This is a genomic window from Rhizobium lusitanum, from assembly GCF_014189535.1.
GTDB classification, from domain to species: Bacteria; Pseudomonadota; Alphaproteobacteria; order Rhizobiales; family Rhizobiaceae; genus Rhizobium; species Rhizobium lusitanum_C.
Genome location: NZ_CP050307.1, coordinates 1,277,851 through 1,297,305, shown reverse-complemented (window position 1 = coordinate 1,297,305; position 19,455 = coordinate 1,277,851). Strand labels below are relative to the sequence as shown.

Here is a 19,455-nt window from a genome sequence, read left to right as displayed (position 1 = left end):
ACTGGAAAACATTTGCGAGTGGCCAGTCCTGTATCCACGAAGGGTGACCTCAAAAAGGAAAAATTGTCCGCACATCTAATTTAGATGCGTGTTCTGGATATCGTCGCGCGGCGCGGATATGTGTGCCGGATCACCTTCTCTGAAACTCGTCGTCAAGGCGATGTCGAGGGATGCGCGGAGGCTGCGTCGAGGACGGATGAGCGACCTCCTTGGGACAGGTATAACGGTCGGAAAATTCTATCAGTATGCGACAGTGGGAGATCTGTTACCTCCGGTTTGTAAAACAATGCCAGGCATCGGATGAGCTCGGCAAGCTAGCGTCTCCATCGCTAGTGATTGCGGGTGAGGAGGGTCGCGTTGTTAAACCTGACATTTCCAGGCGCTTGTATTCACAACTGAACCAGGCCTCCTTCCTTCTCCTGGAGGATGCTGGGCATTTTCTCTCCATGACGCATGCCGATTGGTTCAATCGGTATCTGGAACAGCATCTGACCGGCGCGGATTTGCAACATGAATATGCATGAGGCCGCGCAGAGAGAAGAGCATGCGACGATCGAGCTTGGCTACCTGCCGCTTAGCGCGTCAGGTGACGCCTGCGATATTCACGCCCGGTCGAATGACCAGCGGTTGACCATATAAGTGCGCGGCGAGGTTCCGAGCATGCGCCGGAACATGGTGGTGAAGGCGGCGGCGCTTTCATAGCCGGCTTCCAGCGCGACGTTGGTGACCGGCTGACCTTCCGCGAGCTGGGGTAGGCAGGCGAAAACGCTCGCCTGTTGCCGCCAGGTGGTGAAGCTGATGCCGGTTTCCCTGCGAAATTGCCGGGTGAAGGTCCGGCGGCTCATTGCCAGCTTCTCGGCCCAGTCATCCAGGCGGGCATTCGGCGTCGGGTTTGCAAGATAGGCGCGGCAGAGTGCCGCCAGCCGCCGGTCGGACGGGAAGGGCAGCCCGAGTGGTCGTTCTTCAAGCGTCGAGATCTCTTCGAGGAGGAGGGAAAGGACCAGTTCCGCCTTGCGATTTCCGATCGGCGCCTCCCGCAGCCGGATGGCTTCGAGCAACAGGCTGCGGGCAAGATCCGTCACCTCGACGACGCGGGGGGCTTCGTCCAATGGCCTCGGATCGTGCGGCATCACATAGACCGATTTCATACTGACATTGCTCAGCATTTCGACGGAGTGTTCCAGTCCGGCGGGAATGAACAAGGCATGGCCGGGCGGCACCATCCAGCGGCCTCGGGTCGTCATGATCAGGATGACGCCGGCGAAGACGCAGAGCAATTGCGAGCGACGATGATGATGCCATGGCACGATATTGCCCTGCCGCGGCTCGGAGCTGTGGACGAGTACGTCCGCATTCGATTCCTCTGTCCAATGCATGTTTTGCTCATGGCCGTTGTCGACGGTTGCCAGCAATTGTTGAGAGAGTTTTTCCATTTTGGCCCAATCGCGAAAGAATAGGACCAAAACACGAAAGAAGGTCACCCGCAAGCCGTGTAAAAGGCTAGCCAAACAGCGCGGCTGAAAACAATCGGCCGGCTCAGGAAGGAAACCTCAATGGTTGCGGCATTTTCCGGCACGCCGGCTCGATTTCAGAAGACGACAATATCGATCGTGGTGGCAGTCAGCGGTTGCCATCTCCTGAACGACATCATGCAATCGCTGCTGACCTCGCTCTATCCGATGTTCCGGGAAAACTACGCGCTCGATTTCGTCCAGATCGGGCTGTTGACGATGATGTTCCAGATCACGGCGTCGCTGCTGCAGCCGGTGGTGGGTATCGTCACCGACAAATGGCCGATGCCCTATTCCTTGCCGGTCGGCATGATCAGCACCTTCCTCGGGCTCATCATGCTCGGTTATGCCGGTAGCTTCGGCATGCTGCTGGTTGCCGCCAGCCTCATCGGTTTCGGCTCGGCGGTGTTTCATCCGGAAGCCTCGCGCGTGGCGCGGCTGGCCTCCGGCGGACGTCATGGCCTGGCGCAGTCGTTTTTCCAGCTTGGCGGCAATGCCGGATCGGCCATCGGACCGCTGATCGCCGCCTTCTTCGTGCTCCAGCATGGCCAGAAGAGCGTGGCCTGGCTTTCTATCCTGGCAGTCATCGGCTTTATCGTCCTGAGCTGGGTCGGCACCTGGTACGTCAACCATCGTCGCCAGCATGCAGCACGTCCTGCCGCCAGCCGCGCCTTGCCGATCGCACGCAACAAGGCCATCTGGGCGCTGGCGATCCTGATCCTGCTGACGGCGACGAAGAACGTCTATATGGCGAGCATATCCAGCTATTTCACCTTCTATGTCATCGACAAGTTCCATCTCGATGTGCGCGACGCACAGCTGATGCTGTTCCTGTTCCTCGGCTCGGTCGCGACCGGAACGATCCTGGGTGGCACGTTCGGAGACCGTTTCGGAGCACGCTTCGTGATCTGGTTCTCGATCCTCGGCGTCATTCCGTTCGCCCTGCTGATGCCCTATGCGGACCTTTTCTGGACCTGCGTGCTGACGGTGGTGATCGGGCTGGTGCTGGCCTCCGCGTTCCCGGCGATCGTGGTCTTCGCCCAGGAGTTGATCCCGGGCCGGGTCGGGCTCATCGGCGGCATTTTCTTCGGCTTCGCTTTCGGGGCGGGCGGACTGGGTGCGGCATTGCTCGGCGATTTCGCCGACACACACGGCATACCCTTCGTCTATATGATCTGCTCGTATCTGCCGTTGCTCGGCCTGTTCACGATCTTCCTGCCGCGCATACCAAGGCATTGAATGATAGAGGCGGGGCTTGTTGCCCCGCCATATATTCATGCATGGCTAACCTCCATGCAGAGAGCCAAGTCCAAAATTTTGCCTCCATTTTCAGACTGGTCATCGGGCAGGTCTTCGCCGTAGTCTGTGCCTGCTTCATGCAGGAGGAGGAGACCGTCGAATGAGCACCACCATCGAGGCCCCGGCCGAGGAACGCAATCCTGTCGGCTCTCTCTATTCGCCTTTGCCGATCACGCGCGCCTGATCCCGACCGGGACGGCCATTCCCACCCTTCTTGCCTTGCAATCCTCATCTCGACGCCACGACCGCCGGCGCGGTCTTGGCTTGATATCAACCATGTAGGACATGCCATGCCGCTCACCATCGCCCAGCGCCTTGACCGTCTCAAGGTCCGTACCGCCGAACTCAGTCATTGGCGCGTGCGTACCGCGCTCGCTATCGAAAACTGGACCTTTGAGGGGGCGGAGATCGCCATTGGCCAAGCATGGCCGCATCGTAACGGCGTGGTGCATTTTGCCTCTAGGGCGGCGGTGCCCGCAGACTGGCCGCTGGAGGAGACGCGACTGCAACTCGATCTCGGCGGCGAGAGCCTGATCACGCTTGCCTTTGCGGGAGGGGAGAGCGAGAGTTTCGGCCTTGATCCCTATCATCAGGAGTGTCCGCTGAAGGGTCGCAATTTCTCGATCGCGACCGACAGCGTTGCCCGCTTTCCCTTCGGCGAACAGAACCGGCAGCCGAAGCTGAACCGTGCCCAGCTTGGCTGGATCGACCTTCCGGTGCACAGGCTGCATCTGCTGATGCGGCAAATCGTCGAGGCTATCGAAGCGCTTGGTGATCATGAAGTCGTGCCGCATATGCTCGATGCCGCCGAGACGGCGCTGCGCAGCCTCGATTGGCCATCCGCAACTGCTCCCTATATCGCACGCACTGCGAATGCCGAGCAGCAGCAGAAGATCTGGCAACTGCCGGAGCTCGCCGAAAGCCCGGAAGGACTGTCCGAGGAAGAGCGCGCCACCGTGGCGGCTGCCCATGATGTGCTGGTTGCTGGCCTCAGGGCGCTACAGCAGCGCTATCCACAGAATGGCGAATTGCTGCTGACCGGTCATGCCCACATCGATCTTGCCTGGCTGTGGCCCTATGACGAGACGCGCCGCAAGATGCGCCGTACCTTCCATACCGCCCTGTCGCTGATGGAGCGCTCGCCCGATTTCCGCTTCAACCAGTCGACGGCGCATTATTACGCGCAGATGGAGGCCGATGATCCCGTTCTGCTTGCCCGGATCAAGGAGAAGGTCGCTGACGGCTCCTGGGAAGTGATCGGCGGCATGTGGGTCGAGCCGGATACGAATATGCCGACCGGCGAAAGCCTGGTGCGGCAGATCCTTTATGGCCAGCGCTATTTCGAGAAGACTTTTGGCGCGCGGCACAAGGTCTGCTGGTTGCCGGATTGCTTCGGCTTCTCCGGTGCCCTGCCGCAACTGCTGCGTCAGGGCGGCATCGAGAGCTTCTTCACCATCAAGGTCAATTGGAGCGAGACCAACAGGTTTCCCTATGATCTCTTCTGGTGGGAAGGGCTCGACGGCAGCCGCGTGCTGGCACATGTCTTCGACAATCCCATGGAAGGGTATAACGGCTTCGTGCGGCCGGATTGCTACCTGCCGACCTGGAAGAATTTCCGCGCCAAGACATTGCACGATACGTCGCTTCTGGCGGTCGGCTATGGCGACGGCGGTGGCGGTGTGACGCCGGAAATGGTGGAACGTGAGGAGCAATTGCGCGACTTCCCGGCCATCCCGAAGGCGCGCTGGGGCAAGGTCGGCGATTTTTTCACCAGTGCCCACCGCACGGCCAGGGAAAAGCGGCTGCCGGCCTGGTCGGGCGAGATCTATCTCGAGCTGCACCGCGCGACGCTCACCAGCCAAAGCGGCGTTAAGCGGCTGCACCGCAGGGCCGAGCGAGCGCTGATCACTGCTGAAACCCTGGGCTCGATCGCCCATATGGCGGGAGCCGAAGCGCCGCGCAGCCTCGAGGCGGACTGGCGCTTGACGCTGAAGAACGAGTTCCACGATATCCTGCCGGGATCGAGCATCCGTGAGGTCTATCAGGATGCCGAGCGCGAGCTTTCCGACGTGATCGATCATGCCAAGGCGGCTCAGGCGGACGCCATGGGTGCGCTTATCTCGGTTCTGCCGAAAGGCAATATTGCGGATGCGTTGGTCGTCGCCAATCCGTCGCTGGATGCGCGGCCTCTGCGCACTACGCTCGCAGATGGCACGGTTCTGTCCACCTCCGATATCATCGCCCCACTCTCCATCCAGGTGTTGGACCGTGCCGCGCTGAAGCCGGCAGGCGGATTACGCGCCGAGGCGTACCGGCTGGAAAACCAGCATCTGGTCGTCGTCATCGGTGCCGATGGCGCAGTCCAGAGCCTCGTACACAAGGCCACCGGCCGCGAGGCGCTGGCCGAGCCGGCCAACCAGCTCTGGATCTACCCCGTCGACAAGCCGCGCAATTGGGACGCCTGGGATATCGACGCCGATTATCCGGAAAAGGGCGTCCGCCTCGACCGGCCCGAGAGCATCGCGCTTGTCGAAAGCGGTCCGCATCGCGCCGCGATCAAGGTCGTCCATCGCTACCGCGATTCCAGCGTCGTGCAGCATTATGTGCTGACCGCCAACGCCAAGCGACTGGATATCGAGACGCATATCGACTGGCACGACCGCCGCACGTTCTTGCGCGCGCTCACCCCGGTCGCTGTGCGCGCTCGCACCGCGACTTTCGAATGTGCTTACGGCGTCGTCAGCCGCCCGACCCACACCAATACGAGCTGGGACGCGGCGATGTTCGAAGCGGTCGCCCATCGCTTCGTCGATTTGAGCGAGCCGGATTTCGGCGTTGCCCTGCTGAACGATGCCAAATACGGCCATAGCGCTCGTGGCAACGTGCTTGGCATCAGTCTCGTGCGCGGGCCGATCTATCCTGATCCACTGGCGGATGAGGGCGAGCAGCAGTTTACCTATGCGCTGCTACCGCATGCAGGCGAATGGCATTGCGGCGGCGTGCGCGAGGAGGCCGACGATCTGAACCAGCCGCTGGTCACTGCGTCCGCCGCCAATCTCGCGGCAACGACGGTTGCCCCGGTCACGATAATGGGCACGCCGGTTGCGCTGTCTGCCATCAAGTCTGCTGAAGAGGGGGGTGGGCTTGTGTTGCGCGTCTACGAGCCGGCCGGTCGGCGCGGCGGATTGAGCATCGAGCCTGCAAGCGGCTGGCATGTCGCCGAAGCCGTCAATCTGATGGAAGAGCCCGCCAAGCGTGACGCCGGACCGGATATCCTGCCCTTCGAGGTCAGAAGCTGGAAGCTGAAGAAAGCGTAACGGCTACGCGTGTTCTCAGGATTTCTGCCGCCGTAGTGCTTTGCTGCGGCGGCAGTGGCTCAATACTCGCGATCGTGGACTACACCCATGATTTCGCCTCTCCGCGACACGCTCACCAGGAGCTTGTCACCGTCGCGCGTTGCCCTGACCAGAAAACGCTCACCCACGTCATTGACGTCTCTCACCCTATAACCGCGTCTCTCCAGGAGTTGGATGACATCGTTTGGGCCGTAGTTGCCGCGGGGCTCTCCCCAACGGTTGGACGAGTCGTGATGGCGGTTCCAGGCGTGAAGAAAGTTGGCCTCTGTTTGGCTATCGGTCTGGTCGGAATCGACATCCGGTGATTGATCATTGTTGATAACGATTTGAGCAACGGCGGGCGTGATGAGGCCCATCGTCATGACTGCTGTCAAACCCAGCGCGATGAAGGCGATCTTCATTGGCATATCCTTTATGCATTCCTGACATGTGCAATCTCTTGTTATCGAGATGCCGTTAGCCGGAAGGATGATACGCATCCGTCTTTTGCGGTGTGTTCTCATTTGTTGCGAAATTTACGGACGTGGTGCGTGCACTTTGGTCAGGCGACCAGGCGTGTTCCTGCCATCGCGAGATGGCAGGACGCTTTCATGACACGGTTATACCAAGGCTCCGAACTGGGCGTTGTGCAGCCGTGCATAGGCGCCGTCGCGGGCCAGCAGTTCAACATGCGTGCCTTGCTCGATGATGCCGTTCGGCCCCATGACGATGATGCGGTCGGCGTTGCGGATGGTGGCGAGCCGGTGTGCCACCACCAGGGTCGTGCGCCCCGTCGACAGGTCGGCCAGTGCCTGCTGGATGGCATATTCGGTGGCGGTGTCGAGCGCGGATGTCGCTTCGTCGAGGATGAGGATCGGCGGGTTCTTGAGGAAGATGCGGGCGATGGCGAGACGCTGTTTCTGCCCGCCCGAGAGCTTCACACCGCGTTCGCCGGTCGGCGTGTCCAAGCCATCCGGCAGAGACAACACAAATTCGTCGAGCGATGCGCGGCGCAGCGCCTCCATGATTTCCTGATCGGTCGCGCCGAGCCGTCCATAAGCGATGTTTTCGCGAATGGTCGAGCCGAACAGGAACACGTCCTGCTGCACGATGCCGATCTGGCTGCGCAGGGAGGCCTGCGTCATGTCGCGGATGTCGATGCCGTCGATGCTGATGCTTCCACCCGTCACGTCGTAGAAACGCGGCAGCAGCGAGCAGATCGTCGTCTTGCCCGTTCCCGAAGCGCCGACGAAAGCCACGGTCTCGCCGGCCGCGATCGTCAGGTTCAGGCCCTCGAAGATCGTGCCGTGCTCGGAATAGCCAAAGCTGACGTCCTTGTAGGCGATATCGCCCTTGAGCTGCTTGACCTCTGTGGCGTTCGGTCTGTCGGCAAGATCCGGCTGCGTGTCGATCAGCGACAGGAAGCGCTTAAAGCCGGCAATGCCCTTGGGATAGGTCTCGATCACCGACGTGATTTTGTCGATCGGGCGGAAGAAAACGTTGATCAGAAGCAGGAAGCTGATGAAGCCGCCATAGGTCAGTTCCCCCGACATGACGTACCAGGTTCCGGCCATCATGACGACAAGTTGCACCACGCGCGTGCTGAAATAGCTCAGCGCTATGCCCGCCGTCATATAGGCGTAGCCATCCAGCTTGGTGGCTTTGTAATCTTCGTTATGGCCGGCAAATAGCTGGCTTTCGTACGTCTCGTTGGCAAAAGCCTTGACCACGCGGATGCCGCCGACGGTTTCCTGCATGCGCGTGTTGAAGTCGCCGACCTTGCCGAACAGGCTGCGCGAATTCTTGGTCATCTTGGCGCCATAGCGGCTGACCAGCCAGGTCATGAAGGGCACGATCGTCGTCGTCAGCAGCGCCAGCTTCCAATGCACCGAGAACATCAGCAGGAAGGCGCCGATGAAGGTCATGATGGCGATGAACAGGTCCTCGGGACCGTGATGGGCAATCTCGCCCACTTCCTCGAGATCCTTGGTGACGTGAGTGATCAGGTGCCCGGTCTTGTTGTTGTCGAAATAGCGGAAGGAGAGCTTCTGGATATGCTCGAAGGCCTGACGGCGCATGTCGGATTCGATCGAGATGCCGAGCGCATGGCCCCAATAATTGACGATCGCCGACAGGCCGGTCGATATCGCGTAGACCATCAACAGCACGGCGGTGGTTGCAGCGATCAGGCCCCAGTCACGGCCCGGCAATAGCTGGTCGACAAAGAGCTTGACGGCCAGCGGAAAGCCCAGTTCGAGCAGGCCCGCGACGACAGCACAGCCGAAATCGAGGAAAAACAGCGTCTTGTAACGCGCATAATAGGAGAAAAAGCGACGAAGCATGAATGCCCTCCATGGGCATGGGAGAAGACAGGATCAGACAAGAATGGACGGAACAGCAGTCCACATCCGGCAGCGCTGTTCAGCGTTTATGGGTGCCGAAATTTCTCATCGAACGAGCCTCCTTCATGAGTCGCGTCGATTTTATAGCCGACGTGCCGGCCGCTGTCATCCCCTCAGACGGGCTTCAGCGTGCCTCTGCCGGGTGGTCCGGCCGGCGGATGGTATACGCTGGTTACGCGTGTCCATAGGACAGCTTCGGATACCAGTCCCTTGCCCGTCCCTCGGGCGTCATGTCGAGGATCGTCCACAACGGCATGAGGTCGGGTGCACCGCGCGGATCCTGGCCGGGATCGGCCGTCACCGGACCCATCTCCTCGCCCCAGAAATGCCGGATCGTTCCGTCCCGTCGAGTGAACACGTTTACGGCGGCATCGTCGCTGCCGTTGGGGCCGAGTGCGCGATAGTCACGGCTATACTCGCCGGTCGGGTCGGAATAGAGCGGCAGATTGCGCCAGCCGCGCTCCCGCTTGAAATCCATCAGCCTGTCGATTGGCGACCGCGCCACGATGGCGATGGCCATCCGCTGCTCGATGTCGAGCACCTCGCCCTCGAGCGCCGAAAGCAGGCATGTGCACATCGGGCAGGGCTGCGTCCGCTCAGGACCGAACATGAAGCTATAGACCAGCAGGCTCTCCTTGTCGTCGAACAAATCGGCGAAGTCGAGGGGGCCGTCGGGGCTGTTGAACTGATAATGCTTCTTCACTATCCCGCCCGGGGGCAATGCACGCCGTTGTGCCGCGACGCGCTCGATATGCCGGCGAAGCTCGATCTCCTCGGCCAGCAGCGCGTCACGCGCCTGCCGGTATTCGATGCTTTCGTTCGGAAATCGTACGCCGTTTCTTTGCGCCAGCTCGGATGCCGGCACATAACCGTCTTCGTTGATCATGATATCCTCCCTGCGTGATCCGTTACGCCGATGCTGGTCGCATGGCGCCATCGGATTTCGACAACAACACGGAAGGAAAACCCGATTGCCGGCCGAAAGTTCCGGCATCGGAGGAGGCATATCACTCGGGGAGATTACTGGGCGGCGGAACGGGCCTCAAGCGCCTCATCCCATTCGATTTCCGGTTCTCCGTCCTCGTCCTCTAGCATCGGCGTATCCATCACATAGAGGTAGCCGTCGAGCATGTCGCAGGCGCGCTCGGTGGCGCCAATCTTGGCATCCGTCTCGCCGATCGCCGTGGCGATAGCCTTGATGCGGGCACGCAACATATGGCCGACGACATCCTTGCCGGGGCGTTTGCCAATGCGGTCCAGATGCAGGCGAATGCGGTCGGAATGGCGCTCCAGCTCGCTTTTGCTGAAGTTCGCCTTGCGGATTTCTTCCAGAAGGCTGGCGCGCATATGAGCCACCGGATCGAAGGTTCCCGGCTCGCGTTCGTCCAGAACCATGTCGGTGATCAGTTTTTCGATGGCGACCAATGCCTGCAGATCGACGGCGTCGGTCAGTTCGACGTCATAGCCAGTATCGTCGAAGACCTTGCGGCGGACGGGGTCCAGAAGCAGCTCATGGGCCTTCTTCAGCCGCCCGAAGGCCTCGGCATCGCCGCCGGAATCAGGATGTGCCCCTTTCGCCCGCTTGCGATAGGCGGCCTTGATCTGCTCGTCGCTCGCATCGCGCCCGACGCCGAGAATGTCGTAAGGATCGGTCACTCCAACTCCTGCTGCCGCTCAGCCCCGACCAAAGTCCTGAAGCCCTTATGCCATCGATGTTATCAGCGGGACATAAGCCCGCCGACGGGTGGTTGATACCCACCGCTCTCTTCCTTCTTTATCATCACCAAGGCAGAGTTTGGACAAAAAGATCAGGGTGTGAGGCGGAAACATGTCTTCTGTGGAAATGATCGCCCATCGCTATCGACGGTTCCAGAAAAAGATATAGCCCCGCTTCCGTTGCCAGAAGCGGGGCTATCGATGACTTGCTCGGGGTTCAAGCGGCCGAGAACGGTACGGCCACGAAGGTCTTGTCACCGCCACGTTCGATCAGCAGCAAGACGGATTTGCGGCCCGCCTTGCCGGCCTCTGCGACCGCACTCTGGACATCGTGGGCGTTATGGACCGGCTGGTCGTTGACCGAGACGATGAGGTCACCGGCCTGGATGCCGGCGGCAGCGGCCGACTTGTCCGGATTGACGCTGGCGACGACTGCGCCCTGGACACTATGGGGCAGGTTCAGCTGCTCCCGCAGATCGGGGGTCAGATTGGCAAGACCGACGCCGATGCTCGGCTGGTTGGAGGGCTGGACCTTGCCATCGCCGCTGTCGTTGGCGGCCTGCTTGCCGTCGTCATTGCCGCCGATGGTGACATTAACGTCCATGTTCTTGCCATCGCGCCAGACGGTCAGCGAGCGCTTGTCGCCGGGGGAAAGATCGGCGACCAGGCGCGACAGATCCTTGGGCGTCTTCACGGCCTCATTATTGACGGCCGTGACGATGTCGCCGCTCTTGATGCCGGCGCGGGCGGCCGGAGTGTCGTCGTTAACACTGGCGACCAGGGCGCCTTGCGCCTGCGACAGGCCAACCGCATTGGCGATATCTGACGTGACCGGCTGGATGGCGACGCCGAGATAGCCGTGATCGATGGAGCCGTTCTTTTCCAGCTTGGCGACGATCGCCTTGGCTTGATCAGACGGGATGGCGAAGCCGACGCCGACGCTACCGCCGTTCGGTGAATAGATGGCGGTGTTGATGCCGACGACATTGCCGTCGCGGTCGACCAGCGGACCACCGGAATTGCCGTGGTTGATCGGGGCGTCGATCTGGATGAAGTCGTCATAGGGACCGCTGTGTAGGTCACGGCCGCGAGCCGAGACAATGCCGGCGGTAACCGTCGTGCCGATGCCGAAGGGGTTGCCGATCGCCAGGATCTGGTCGCCGAGCTTTAGTTTGTCGGAATCGCCCCAGGCGACGGTGGCGAGCGGCTTGGGTGCCTGTATTTTCAGGACGGCAAGGTCGGACTTGGGGTCGGCGCCGAGAAGCTTGGCGGGCAGTTCGGTGCCGTCGTCCAGGGTCACCTTGATGTCGGTAGCGTTCTGAATGACGTGATTGTTGGTGACGATGACGCCATCAGCGCTGATGATGAAGCCGGAGCCGAGCGCCATGGCACTCTGGCTCTGACGATGCTGTGGCGCCTGTTGCTGCGGGAAGGGGATGCCCTGGTTCTCGAAGAACTGGCGGAACTGCTCGTCCATCGGCGAGTTGCTGGTATCCGCGCTGGTGTCGGTCGCCTTCATCGTCGTGGTGACGGTGACGACGGCCGGCTTGTCGGCATCGACGATCGGTGCGAAGGAGCCGCCGGGCGCGATGATGCCGCTGGGTTCGGCGGCCGAGGCGACGGTGGAGGCGTTGAAGGCGAAGGGCAGGGCGCCGGCGATGATGGCGGCTCCGACGATGGCGGCAGTGCGATGTTTACGGAGAAGAGATGACATGGCAAAAGTCCCTTTACGAGATCGTTGGCGATATGGCGTCTTGGGTCCATGTCAGGGACCAGGCGTCGTACGGGTGGGCGCCAACTCCTTCCGGGAGCCTTTGCTTCCAAATTTACTGAGGAACGCAAAGTATAAAAATGAATTGGCGTTGATGATTAATATGATCCGCCAATTGAATTTTACAAATTAAATATTGATCATGTTTTTATTGCAAAAATTTAAGAATATTACCAATATTTAATGTGGGTTTGCCGGAATTATTCCATCTTTCTGCTCAAGAGGTTTCTGTCTGTGGCCAGCGGCTCAATGCTTCCGCACCAAGCGCGGTTAAGCTGTAAATCCCGCGATCGACCCGCTCGAACCAGCCATAGACATTATCCTGCAGGATTTGGGCGGCTTTTGGGGCGTTGGCGCGAATATCCTTCGGGCGTTGCAGACCATTCTGGATGGCGGCCGCACAGGCGAGGGCCTGCTGGCGATAGGCGGTCATGATCGGCGAGCGCGTGCTGCCGCCGAGTGCTGGGTCGCCCTTGCGCCGCCGATGTTCCTCGACAAGACGCGAACGCTTGCGGAGATTCTTGCGCGGCATCAACGCGATCGGACTGACGATGATATCGACCAGGCCGCTATCGGAGACCGCCAGCATGCCGAAGCCGAGCCGGCGGCAGAGATCGCGAAAGCGGCGGTCGCTCTCCCGCCCCTTGCCCTTTGCCGAGACACGGGCTGCGATCCAGACCTCGTCGCTGGCCGCAGCCCTGTCGACGGCCTGTAGCACGAGTTCGAGATTGAAACTCAGCTTCAACTCGCAGATGACGACAACAGGCGGTTCGTCATCGCTGAGCCCGACGAGATCGCAATTGCCGATCTCGCCCTTCACTATATAGCCGGCCGCCTCAAGGAAATTCTTGATCGGGAGGTAAAGCGCCGTTTCCAAATCTTGCTCTCTGCCTAGGAAATATCCATGTCGTTTTACGCGATTCGCGAAGCCAGGAAGTCGATAAAGGCGCGGATGCGGGCGGCAAGATGATCATGGCCGGCATAGACGGCATGGATCAGCTCGATATCCTCCGGATTGAAGTCTTCCAGCACCGGTATAAGTGTGCCGTCCTCGATATCCGGCTGCACATGGAACCGGCCGACGCGGGCAAGCCCCATGCCCTCCAGGCAGAGGCTGCGCACGGTCGGCCCGTTATTGGCTTGCAGGTTACCGAATACGGGTTTGACAAATACGGAGCCGGTGCGCGGATCGCGAAACGCCCAGCCCTCGGAGGTCGGCCGAAAATTGAAGGTCAGGCAATTGTGATGATCGAGATCATCCGGCGTCGCCGGCCGGCCTTTCCTGGCGATATAGGCCGGTGACGCCACGATGACGCGGCGGCTTTCGAGCAGCTTGCGGGCTTTCAGCGAGCTGTCGCGCAGCGATCCGACGCGAATGGCGACATCGGCGCGCTCGCCGACAATATCGATAACGCTATCACTGAGGGAGATGTCGAGTTCGATTTCTGGATAGAGCGCCAGGAAATCCGGAACGATTGGCACGATGCAGCGGACCCCGACAGCAACAGAGGCGCTGACGCGCAACTGGCCCCGAGGCACCGCCGCTCCACCCGCGGCGACCATGCGCTCGGCATCCTGAATATCCGCGAGGATCGCCTGCGCCCGTTCGAGATAGACCTCGCCCTCCGGCGTCAATTGCAGAGAGCGGGTGGTGCGTACGAGAAGGCGTGTGCCGAGCCGGTCTTCGAGACGGGTGATGAGCTTGCTGACGGCGGAGGGCGACAAGCGCAATTTCCGCCCGGCGGCCGAGAAGCTGCGAAGCTCGGCCACCTGGACGAAGACATCCATTTCCCCGGCGCGATTATCCACCCTTCGCCTCGCTATTTTGAATTCAATTCACAAGTGTTGAGTTTATATAGGTGATTATCGAACGAATGTCTTGAGCCCATATTCTGTCCGAACAAGAACCAGCGCAACCGGATGAGTCCGGATGCCTTTTCGATCGGGTCATCTCATGCCACTCGCTCTCTTCGCCTTGACGATCGCGGCCTATGCGATCGGCACCACCGAATTCGTCATCGTCGGCCTGCTGCCGACCGTCGCGAATGATCTTCACATCACCCTGCCGCTCGCCGGCCTCATCGTCAGCGTCTACGCGCTCGGCGTCACCTTCGGTGCGCCGATCCTGACGGCACTCACCGGCCGCATCGAGCGCAAGCCGCTGTTGCTCGGACTGATGGCGCTCTTCATTGTCGGCAACGGCATGGCGGCGTTGAGCACCGGCTATGAGTTCCTGCTCGTCGCCCGGGTGCTCTCGGCTTTCGCCCACGGTGTCTTCTTCTCCGTCGGCTCGACCATTGCCGCCGATCTCGTGCCGGAAAACCGTCGCGCCTCGGCGATCGCCATGATGTTCATGGGGCTGACGGTCGCCATCGTTACCGGTGTTCCGCTCGGCACGCTCATCGGCCAGACCTTCGGCTGGCGCGCCACTTTCGCCGCTGTCGCCATCCTCGGCGTCATTGCCTTCGCCGGCATCGCCTTGTTGCTGCCGTCGAACCTGAAAAAGGCGCCGCCGGCCGGTATCGGTGAACAGCTTCGCGTGCTTGGAAGCGGCCGGTTGCTGATCGTCTTCGCCATGACGGCACTGGGTTACGGCGGCACCTTCGTTGCGTTTACTTTCCTCGCCTCGATCCTGCAGGACGTGACCGGCTTTGCCGCCTCCGCCGTCAGCCTGATCCTAGTGCTTTATGGTATCGCCATCGCCATCGGCAATGTCGTCGGTGGACGGCTTGCCAATGGCAATCCGGTCAAGGCGCTGACATGGCTCTTTCTCGCCCAGGCGATCGTGCTCGTGCTCTTCAGCTTCACGGCCGTTTCGCCATGGCTCGCCATTCCGACGCTGGCCGCCCTCGGCTTCCTGTCCTTCGCCAATGTACCGGGCTTGCAGCTCTATGTCGTCCAGCTTGCCCGCGAGGTGCGCCCCGCAGCCGTCGATGTCGCCTCGGCGCTCAACATCGCCGCCTTCAATCTCGGCATTGCCGCCGGCGCCTGGATCGGCGGGCTGGTGGTGGAATCCTCGCTTGGCCTTGGCGCCACGCCCTGGGTCGGTGCGATCCTGGTTGTTGGTGCTCTCGTCCTCACCCTCTGGAGCGGCGTTCTTGACCGCCGCTCGGCCCCTGTGGCGCAAAGCGCTTCCTGCGCTGCCTGATCGTTTTGCAATCGAAAGGAAATCTCATGAATCTCGTCAACGCCAATGGCGCATCGATCCCGGCTCTCGGCTTCGGCACCTTCCGCATACCAGGCTCGGATACCGAACGCATGGTGTCGCATGTGCTGAAGAATGGCTACCGGCACGTCGACACTGCCCAGATCTACGGCAACGAGGCCGAAGTCGGTGATGGTATCTTGCGCTCTGGTCTTGCCCGCGCCGATCTCCTCCTGACCACAAAGGTCTGGGTCGAAAACTATAAGCACGCTGCTTTCGTTGCTTCAGTTGATGAAAGCCTGAAGAAGCTGAAGACCGACTATGTCGATCTGGTCCTCCTCCATTGGCCGAACGATACCGTGCCGCTTGCCGAGCAGATTGGCGCCTTGAACGAGGTTGCCAAGGCCGGCAAGGTCCGCCACATCGGCGTCTCGAACTTCAATCGGGCGCTGATGACGGAAGCCGTAAAGCTCAGCGAGCTGCCGCTCGTCACCAGTCAGGTTGAGTATCACCCCTATCTCGACCAGTCGCCGGTGATCGACACCGCCAAGAGCCTCGGCATGTCCATCACCGCCTATTACGCCATGGCGGATGGCAAGGTGCTCGGCGATCCGGTTCTGAAGGCGATCGCCGGCCAGCATGGCAAATCGATCGCGCAGGTCGTCCTGCGCTGGATCGTGCAGCAGGGGCTGGTCGTGCTGTCGAAGACGGTCTCCGAGACCCGTGCCCAGGAAAATGCAGCAATCTTCGATTTCGAGCTGACGGCGGAAGAAATGGCAGCGATCCATGCGCTTGCCGAGCCCAAGGGGCGGATCGTTAGCCCCGATGGCCTCGCGCCGGTCTGGGACGAAGCCGCCTAATTACAAAATCTGGAGAGGGGCCGCTACATGCGGCCCCTTTTTGATTACGCCTTGAAATCCAGTTCGACCTCGGAAACGTCAACCGATGCCGGCAATAGCGGCTTGTGGACACGCTGGCCAAAATGCCGCTTGAAACCGAAGACGTTGTTGATCAGGCTCTTGGTGTAGAGGCCCGGGCCGCTCGAATAGATCCGCCAGCCGCCATCGACGGCGATATCGCCCGCCTTGACGCGATCCCAATCGGACGAAGCATGATAGCGGTCATCGAAAGCTGCATCGCTGCTGCTGAAATAGGTGTTGCGCTGTCGCAGCGACGCATGGTCTAGCCGGCCGCTGACCGAGATCGGATTGGCGAGCGCCAGCGCGCTCCAGACACCCTCGGCATCGTTATCCAGGGCCAGCGCCTCGCAGTAACGCAGATGCGCGTGCACATACATCAGCCCGATCTCGCGCCCGAAGAAGGACGAGGATTCGGCGCGGCGGAACAGCGTTTCCGGCCCGCCGGCATAGGTGGCCGGCTTCTCCATCAATCTTACGCCGTCCGGGAAGAGCAGGTTCGCGCTGATCAGCTTCATATGGTCATGCCGCTGCTCCGGCGTGAACAGGCCGCCGAGCATCGGCTGGGTCATCGCGATCAGCGAAAAATGCAGGCCCGTGCGCGTGTCGGTCGGATGCAGCAGCAGCTCGACGCCGTCATGGCTCGGATCGAAGACGCCGTAGCCTGCGACAATGCCGTCGCGCATCAGCAGGCGATTGAAATCGCTGCGCATGGCGGCGGCGGTTTCCTTCAGCGACTGTGCCTCTTCATCTCGACTGGCGAGCGTCAGGATCGCGGCATAGCGCACCAGTTGTTCATAGAGCAGCGAGACGGTCCAGCTGCTGACCATCCAGTCGCGCAGATTCGGATCGGCCGGCTGCAGGCTGTCGTTCCAGTCGCCTTCGCCATAGCGGATCAGGCTGGTGCCGGGGACGAAGCGGCTGCGGACGGTATCGAGCAGCTTTTCGACGTGGTCGGAGATCGTTGCCGTCTCTTCCGTCCGCTGCATGGTGTCATCGGCTCGCCAGGGAACGGTCTCGGCGAGGAAGGCGATATCGCCCGTCGCCTCGATATAGTCGCAGAGCGCCTTCAGCGGCCAGACGACGATATCGCCATGGCTCTCGCCGGCACGGATATTGGCATAGGGCTCCAGCATGAACCATTGCGGCCAGTCGCCCCGGTCGCGATATTGCTCGGAAAAGACGGTGCTCAGAACTTGCTTCACCTCGGCGTCGTGCTCATAGGCAAGCAGAAATTCCACCGGTCCTTGGCAGACGTCGCGCGTTCCCCAGGCAGCCCCGGTATATTGCTCAAGGCCGTGCGGCACGCTCAGATGGATGATGGCGTCATGCGCCAGCCAGGGCAACATCACCGCCTGCTCGATGATATCCGGCCCGCTGCCCTTGACGCGCAAGCCGCGCGTCACATGGCTCCAGAAGCGCTGTGCCGGCGCGAGCATGTCCTCAGCGCTGACGCCTGCCTTGTAACGTGCCGCGAGGGCTTCACCCGCAGCCGTATCGGTCATCGATCCGGTGACGGCAAAGCTGAAGCCTTGGGTTGGGAGCGACTTCAGCGCGATGAAGGGACCGTTGCGTGAAATGCCGTCGCTATAGAGAAGTTCGTCGCCACCGATCGCCTCGAAGACGTCCGGCGTCGCGGTGACGAGATGGTAGGCTGCCTGCGGGTAGCGATCCCAAAGCCAGGAGGATTGTGGACGGAAGGATATCTGCTTGGCCGCCGTATCGATTTCAATGTTGGCGACAGCTTCATAGTCACGCTCGCCGAGGACGATCTGGCCGAACACCAGGAAGCGGCAGGCTTTGCCCTCGACCGTGACGTTCCACTGCATGGCAGGGTCGTCACCGGAGGCTGCCGCCGTCACAGTGATGGTGTGGCCGGCAAGCTTGTAGATCCATCTGACATCGCTGAGGCCCATGTCGAATGCGGCGGGCACGCCGAGCAGGCGCCAGCCTTCGCCGAGATCCACGAGAATACGCAACCCGCTTGCCCGCGTCAGATTGTACGGATCGCGGGAGATCGAGAACAGCTTGTGAAAGGAGGTGTTACCGATGGTGAGCTGTGCCGCGAAAATGCCCTGCATCCAGCAGGTTGCACCCAAGGTCTGGTCGTCGAGCAGCATGTTCTGGCCGCTACGGACGATGGCGCCGTGACGGCGTGCCACGAGACGCTCCTTCTCGCGCAGCACGATATGTCGGTTCAGCGAACCCTCCGGCACGAAGAAGGAATAGAGCTTGCCGTCGATACGTTCTTCCAGCATTCGCTCCGGATAAAGCTGGTCGATGGCCGCGGTGTCCAACGGCTCGGTGACGAACAGCGGCGCATCCTGCACCAGGCTGCGAACCGGTGTCTCCGAGGCAATATCCGCCGTTGCCAGCTGGCCGAGTGCCAGCGCTAAGGTATCGAGACGGACGAGATCGGCATCGCTGGAAGCCAAGGGGTGATCGGCAACGAACAGACCGAAGAAAGTCGTGGTCGCAGTCGCCTTTGGTGCCAGTGTCAGCGGCTTCGACTGGATCGCCGGGCAAGCGACCTCGTGCTGCCGGCGGGTGCTCGCCAGGTTTTCGCCGAAACCCGGCACCATGGGCGCATCGCCGCGTGGGGCCGGCACCATCAGCTGGATTGCATCCGTTGCATAGGCGGCCGCGCCATCGATGCAACCCTGCGCCAGCCACGGATTGCGACCGCCACCCTGTTTGAGATTTTGCCGGTTCATCACAACTGGCCCGAAGGTGGCATGAGCGCCGATGTGATGATCGATATATTGCGAGGCATAGGCCTCGCTGTTCATCAGGAAGCCACGGTCGCCGATGCCGACATCCTGGATCAGCACCAGATCGGCCGGAACTGCCTTGCTCGTCGTATTCTCAAGCGAAACTCGCCAGAACCAGGCGGTATCGCCGGGATGGAGCTGTAGCCGCACCGTATGCCGGACACCTGCGGTCTCGCCGCTCCAGCTGAAGCTCGTTTCGTCATGGCCGAAGCGCACAGCCGCCTTCGGGCCGACGATTTCCACGACTTCCGGCTTTGAGCCGCCGATGCGCAGATAGAGCCGTTCGATGCCGCCATAGACTGGCGATCCGAGCACCTGGTTGATCATGACGCCGCCCTGCTGGTCGGCGAAATCGATGGCAAACAGCGTGCCGTTCGGCAGAGCCGATGCGGAGAGACCGGCGCTATTGGTAAGCGTGGAAAGACCGAGTTCTTCGCGCCGGGGCGTCTGAAAGCTACGATGGGATTCCGAAGGCATAGGCGGTGTCTCGCTGATTCATGGGTCGGGAGCGCGCACTAGATCATAAGGTGCCGCGCGATCATAGGCGGCAATTTGCCGTCTAGGATCGCAATCTTTCGTGACACTGTT

General features: G+C 61.0%; 14 protein-coding genes. 5 read left to right on the top strand and 9 right to left on the bottom strand.

Going from position 1 to position 19,455, the window contains the following annotated elements; translation table 11 throughout:
- Nucleotides 1–245: 245 nt before the first annotated feature.
- Entirely contained in the window at nucleotides 246–524 is a 279-nt protein-coding gene (locus HB780_RS33350; RefSeq protein WP_353622950.1) for an alpha/beta fold hydrolase, read from the top strand.
- A gap of 78 nt (nucleotides 525–602) precedes the next feature.
- Here the strand turns inward: HB780_RS33350 and HB780_RS08990 are convergent, their stop codons facing one another.
- Nucleotides 603–1,433, bottom strand: coding sequence for an AraC family transcriptional regulator (locus HB780_RS08990; protein WP_183687015.1), 831 nt, complete (start codon nucleotides 1,431–1,433; stop codon nucleotides 603–605).
- A 120-nt stretch (nucleotides 1,434–1,553) separates the two neighbouring features.
- Between HB780_RS08990 and HB780_RS08985 the strand changes: the two genes are divergently transcribed.
- Together HB780_RS08985 and HB780_RS08980 are read left to right on the top strand one after the other, a co-directional pair.
- Nucleotides 1,554–2,750 (top strand): MFS transporter, encoded by a 1,197-nt coding sequence (locus tag HB780_RS08985; RefSeq protein WP_183687013.1) that lies wholly within the window; start codon nucleotides 1,554–1,556, stop codon nucleotides 2,748–2,750.
- Between the two features lie 350 nt (nucleotides 2,751–3,100).
- Entirely contained in the window at nucleotides 3,101–6,127 is a 3,027-nt protein-coding gene (locus HB780_RS08980) for an alpha-mannosidase (RefSeq protein ID WP_183687011.1), read from the top strand.
- 59 nt (nucleotides 6,128–6,186) lie between these two features.
- Here the strand turns inward: HB780_RS08980 and HB780_RS08975 are convergent, their stop codons facing one another.
- The 7 genes from HB780_RS08975 to HB780_RS08945 form a co-directional block, all read right to left on the bottom strand.
- Entirely contained in the window at nucleotides 6,187–6,567 is a 381-nt protein-coding gene (locus HB780_RS08975) for a hypothetical protein (RefSeq protein ID WP_183687009.1), read from the bottom strand.
- 198 nt (nucleotides 6,568–6,765) lie between these two features.
- Complete coding sequence (locus HB780_RS08970; protein ID WP_183687006.1) at nucleotides 6,766–8,487, bottom strand: ABC transporter ATP-binding protein; 1,722 nt, start codon at nucleotides 8,485–8,487, stop codon at nucleotides 6,766–6,768.
- A gap of 232 nt (nucleotides 8,488–8,719) precedes the next feature.
- Nucleotides 8,720–9,433: a DUF899 family protein gene (locus tag HB780_RS08965; protein ID WP_183687004.1), complete on the bottom strand. Its 714-nt coding sequence runs from the start codon at nucleotides 9,431–9,433 to the stop codon at nucleotides 8,720–8,722.
- 134 nt (nucleotides 9,434–9,567) lie between these two features.
- Complete coding sequence (locus HB780_RS08960; protein ID WP_183687003.1) at nucleotides 9,568–10,203, bottom strand: J domain-containing protein; 636 nt, start codon at nucleotides 10,201–10,203, stop codon at nucleotides 9,568–9,570.
- A 277-nt stretch (nucleotides 10,204–10,480) separates the two neighbouring features.
- Entirely contained in the window at nucleotides 10,481–11,977 is a 1,497-nt protein-coding gene (locus tag HB780_RS08955) for a DegQ family serine endoprotease (RefSeq protein WP_183687001.1), read from the bottom strand.
- A gap of 274 nt (nucleotides 11,978–12,251) precedes the next feature.
- Entirely contained in the window at nucleotides 12,252–12,911 is a 660-nt protein-coding gene (locus HB780_RS08950) for a DUF2161 domain-containing phosphodiesterase (protein WP_183686998.1), read from the bottom strand.
- Between the two features lie 35 nt (nucleotides 12,912–12,946).
- Entirely contained in the window at nucleotides 12,947–13,843 is an 897-nt protein-coding gene (locus HB780_RS08945; RefSeq protein WP_183686996.1) for a LysR family transcriptional regulator, read from the bottom strand.
- 145 nt (nucleotides 13,844–13,988) lie between these two features.
- Here HB780_RS08945 and HB780_RS08940 point away from each other — a divergent pair, with 145 nt between their 5' ends.
- Together HB780_RS08940 and HB780_RS08935 are read left to right on the top strand one after the other, a co-directional pair.
- The gene (locus HB780_RS08940; protein ID WP_183686994.1) at nucleotides 13,989–15,182 is read left to right on the top strand and encodes an MFS transporter; all 1,194 of its coding nucleotides are present in this window, start codon (nucleotides 13,989–13,991) and stop codon (nucleotides 15,180–15,182) included.
- A 26-nt stretch (nucleotides 15,183–15,208) separates the two neighbouring features.
- Nucleotides 15,209–16,039 carry an aldo/keto reductase gene (locus tag HB780_RS08935; protein ID WP_183686992.1) on the top strand — a complete coding sequence of 277 codons (831 nt, stop codon included), beginning with the start codon at nucleotides 15,209–15,211 and terminating at the stop codon, nucleotides 16,037–16,039.
- Between the two features lie 44 nt (nucleotides 16,040–16,083).
- Here HB780_RS08935 and HB780_RS08930 read toward each other — a convergent pair whose 3' ends face one another.
- A complete protein-coding gene (locus HB780_RS08930; protein ID WP_183686990.1) occupies nucleotides 16,084–19,344 on the bottom strand; it encodes a GH36-type glycosyl hydrolase domain-containing protein in 3,261 nt (1,086 codons plus the stop codon).
- Nucleotides 19,345–19,455: the final 111 nt, after the last annotated feature.

Coding starts and splice junctions, on each gene's coding strand:
- HB780_RS33350 (WP_353622950.1), top strand. CDS start 246: ATGCGACAGTGGGAGATCTGTTACCTCCGGTTTGTAAAACAATGCCAG.
- HB780_RS08990 (WP_183687015.1), bottom strand. CDS start 1,433: ATGGAAAAACTCTCTCAACAATTGCTGGCAACCGTCGACAACGGCCAT.
- HB780_RS08985 (WP_183687013.1), top strand. CDS start 1,554: ATGGTTGCGGCATTTTCCGGCACGCCGGCTCGATTTCAGAAGACGACA.
- HB780_RS08980 (WP_183687011.1), top strand. CDS start 3,101: ATGCCGCTCACCATCGCCCAGCGCCTTGACCGTCTCAAGGTCCGTACC.
- HB780_RS08975 (WP_183687009.1), bottom strand. CDS start 6,567: ATGAAGATCGCCTTCATCGCGCTGGGTTTGACAGCAGTCATGACGATG.
- HB780_RS08970 (WP_183687006.1), bottom strand. CDS start 8,487: ATGCTTCGTCGCTTTTTCTCCTATTATGCGCGTTACAAGACGCTGTTT.
- HB780_RS08965 (WP_183687004.1), bottom strand. CDS start 9,433: ATGATCAACGAAGACGGTTATGTGCCGGCATCCGAGCTGGCGCAAAGA.
- HB780_RS08955 (WP_183687001.1), bottom strand. CDS start 11,977: ATGTCATCTCTTCTCCGTAAACATCGCACTGCCGCCATCGTCGGAGCC.
- HB780_RS08940 (WP_183686994.1), top strand. CDS start 13,989: ATGCCACTCGCTCTCTTCGCCTTGACGATCGCGGCCTATGCGATCGGC.
- HB780_RS08935 (WP_183686992.1), top strand. CDS start 15,209: ATGAATCTCGTCAACGCCAATGGCGCATCGATCCCGGCTCTCGGCTTC.
- HB780_RS08930 (WP_183686990.1), bottom strand. CDS start 19,344: ATGCCTTCGGAATCCCATCGTAGCTTTCAGACGCCCCGGCGCGAAGAA.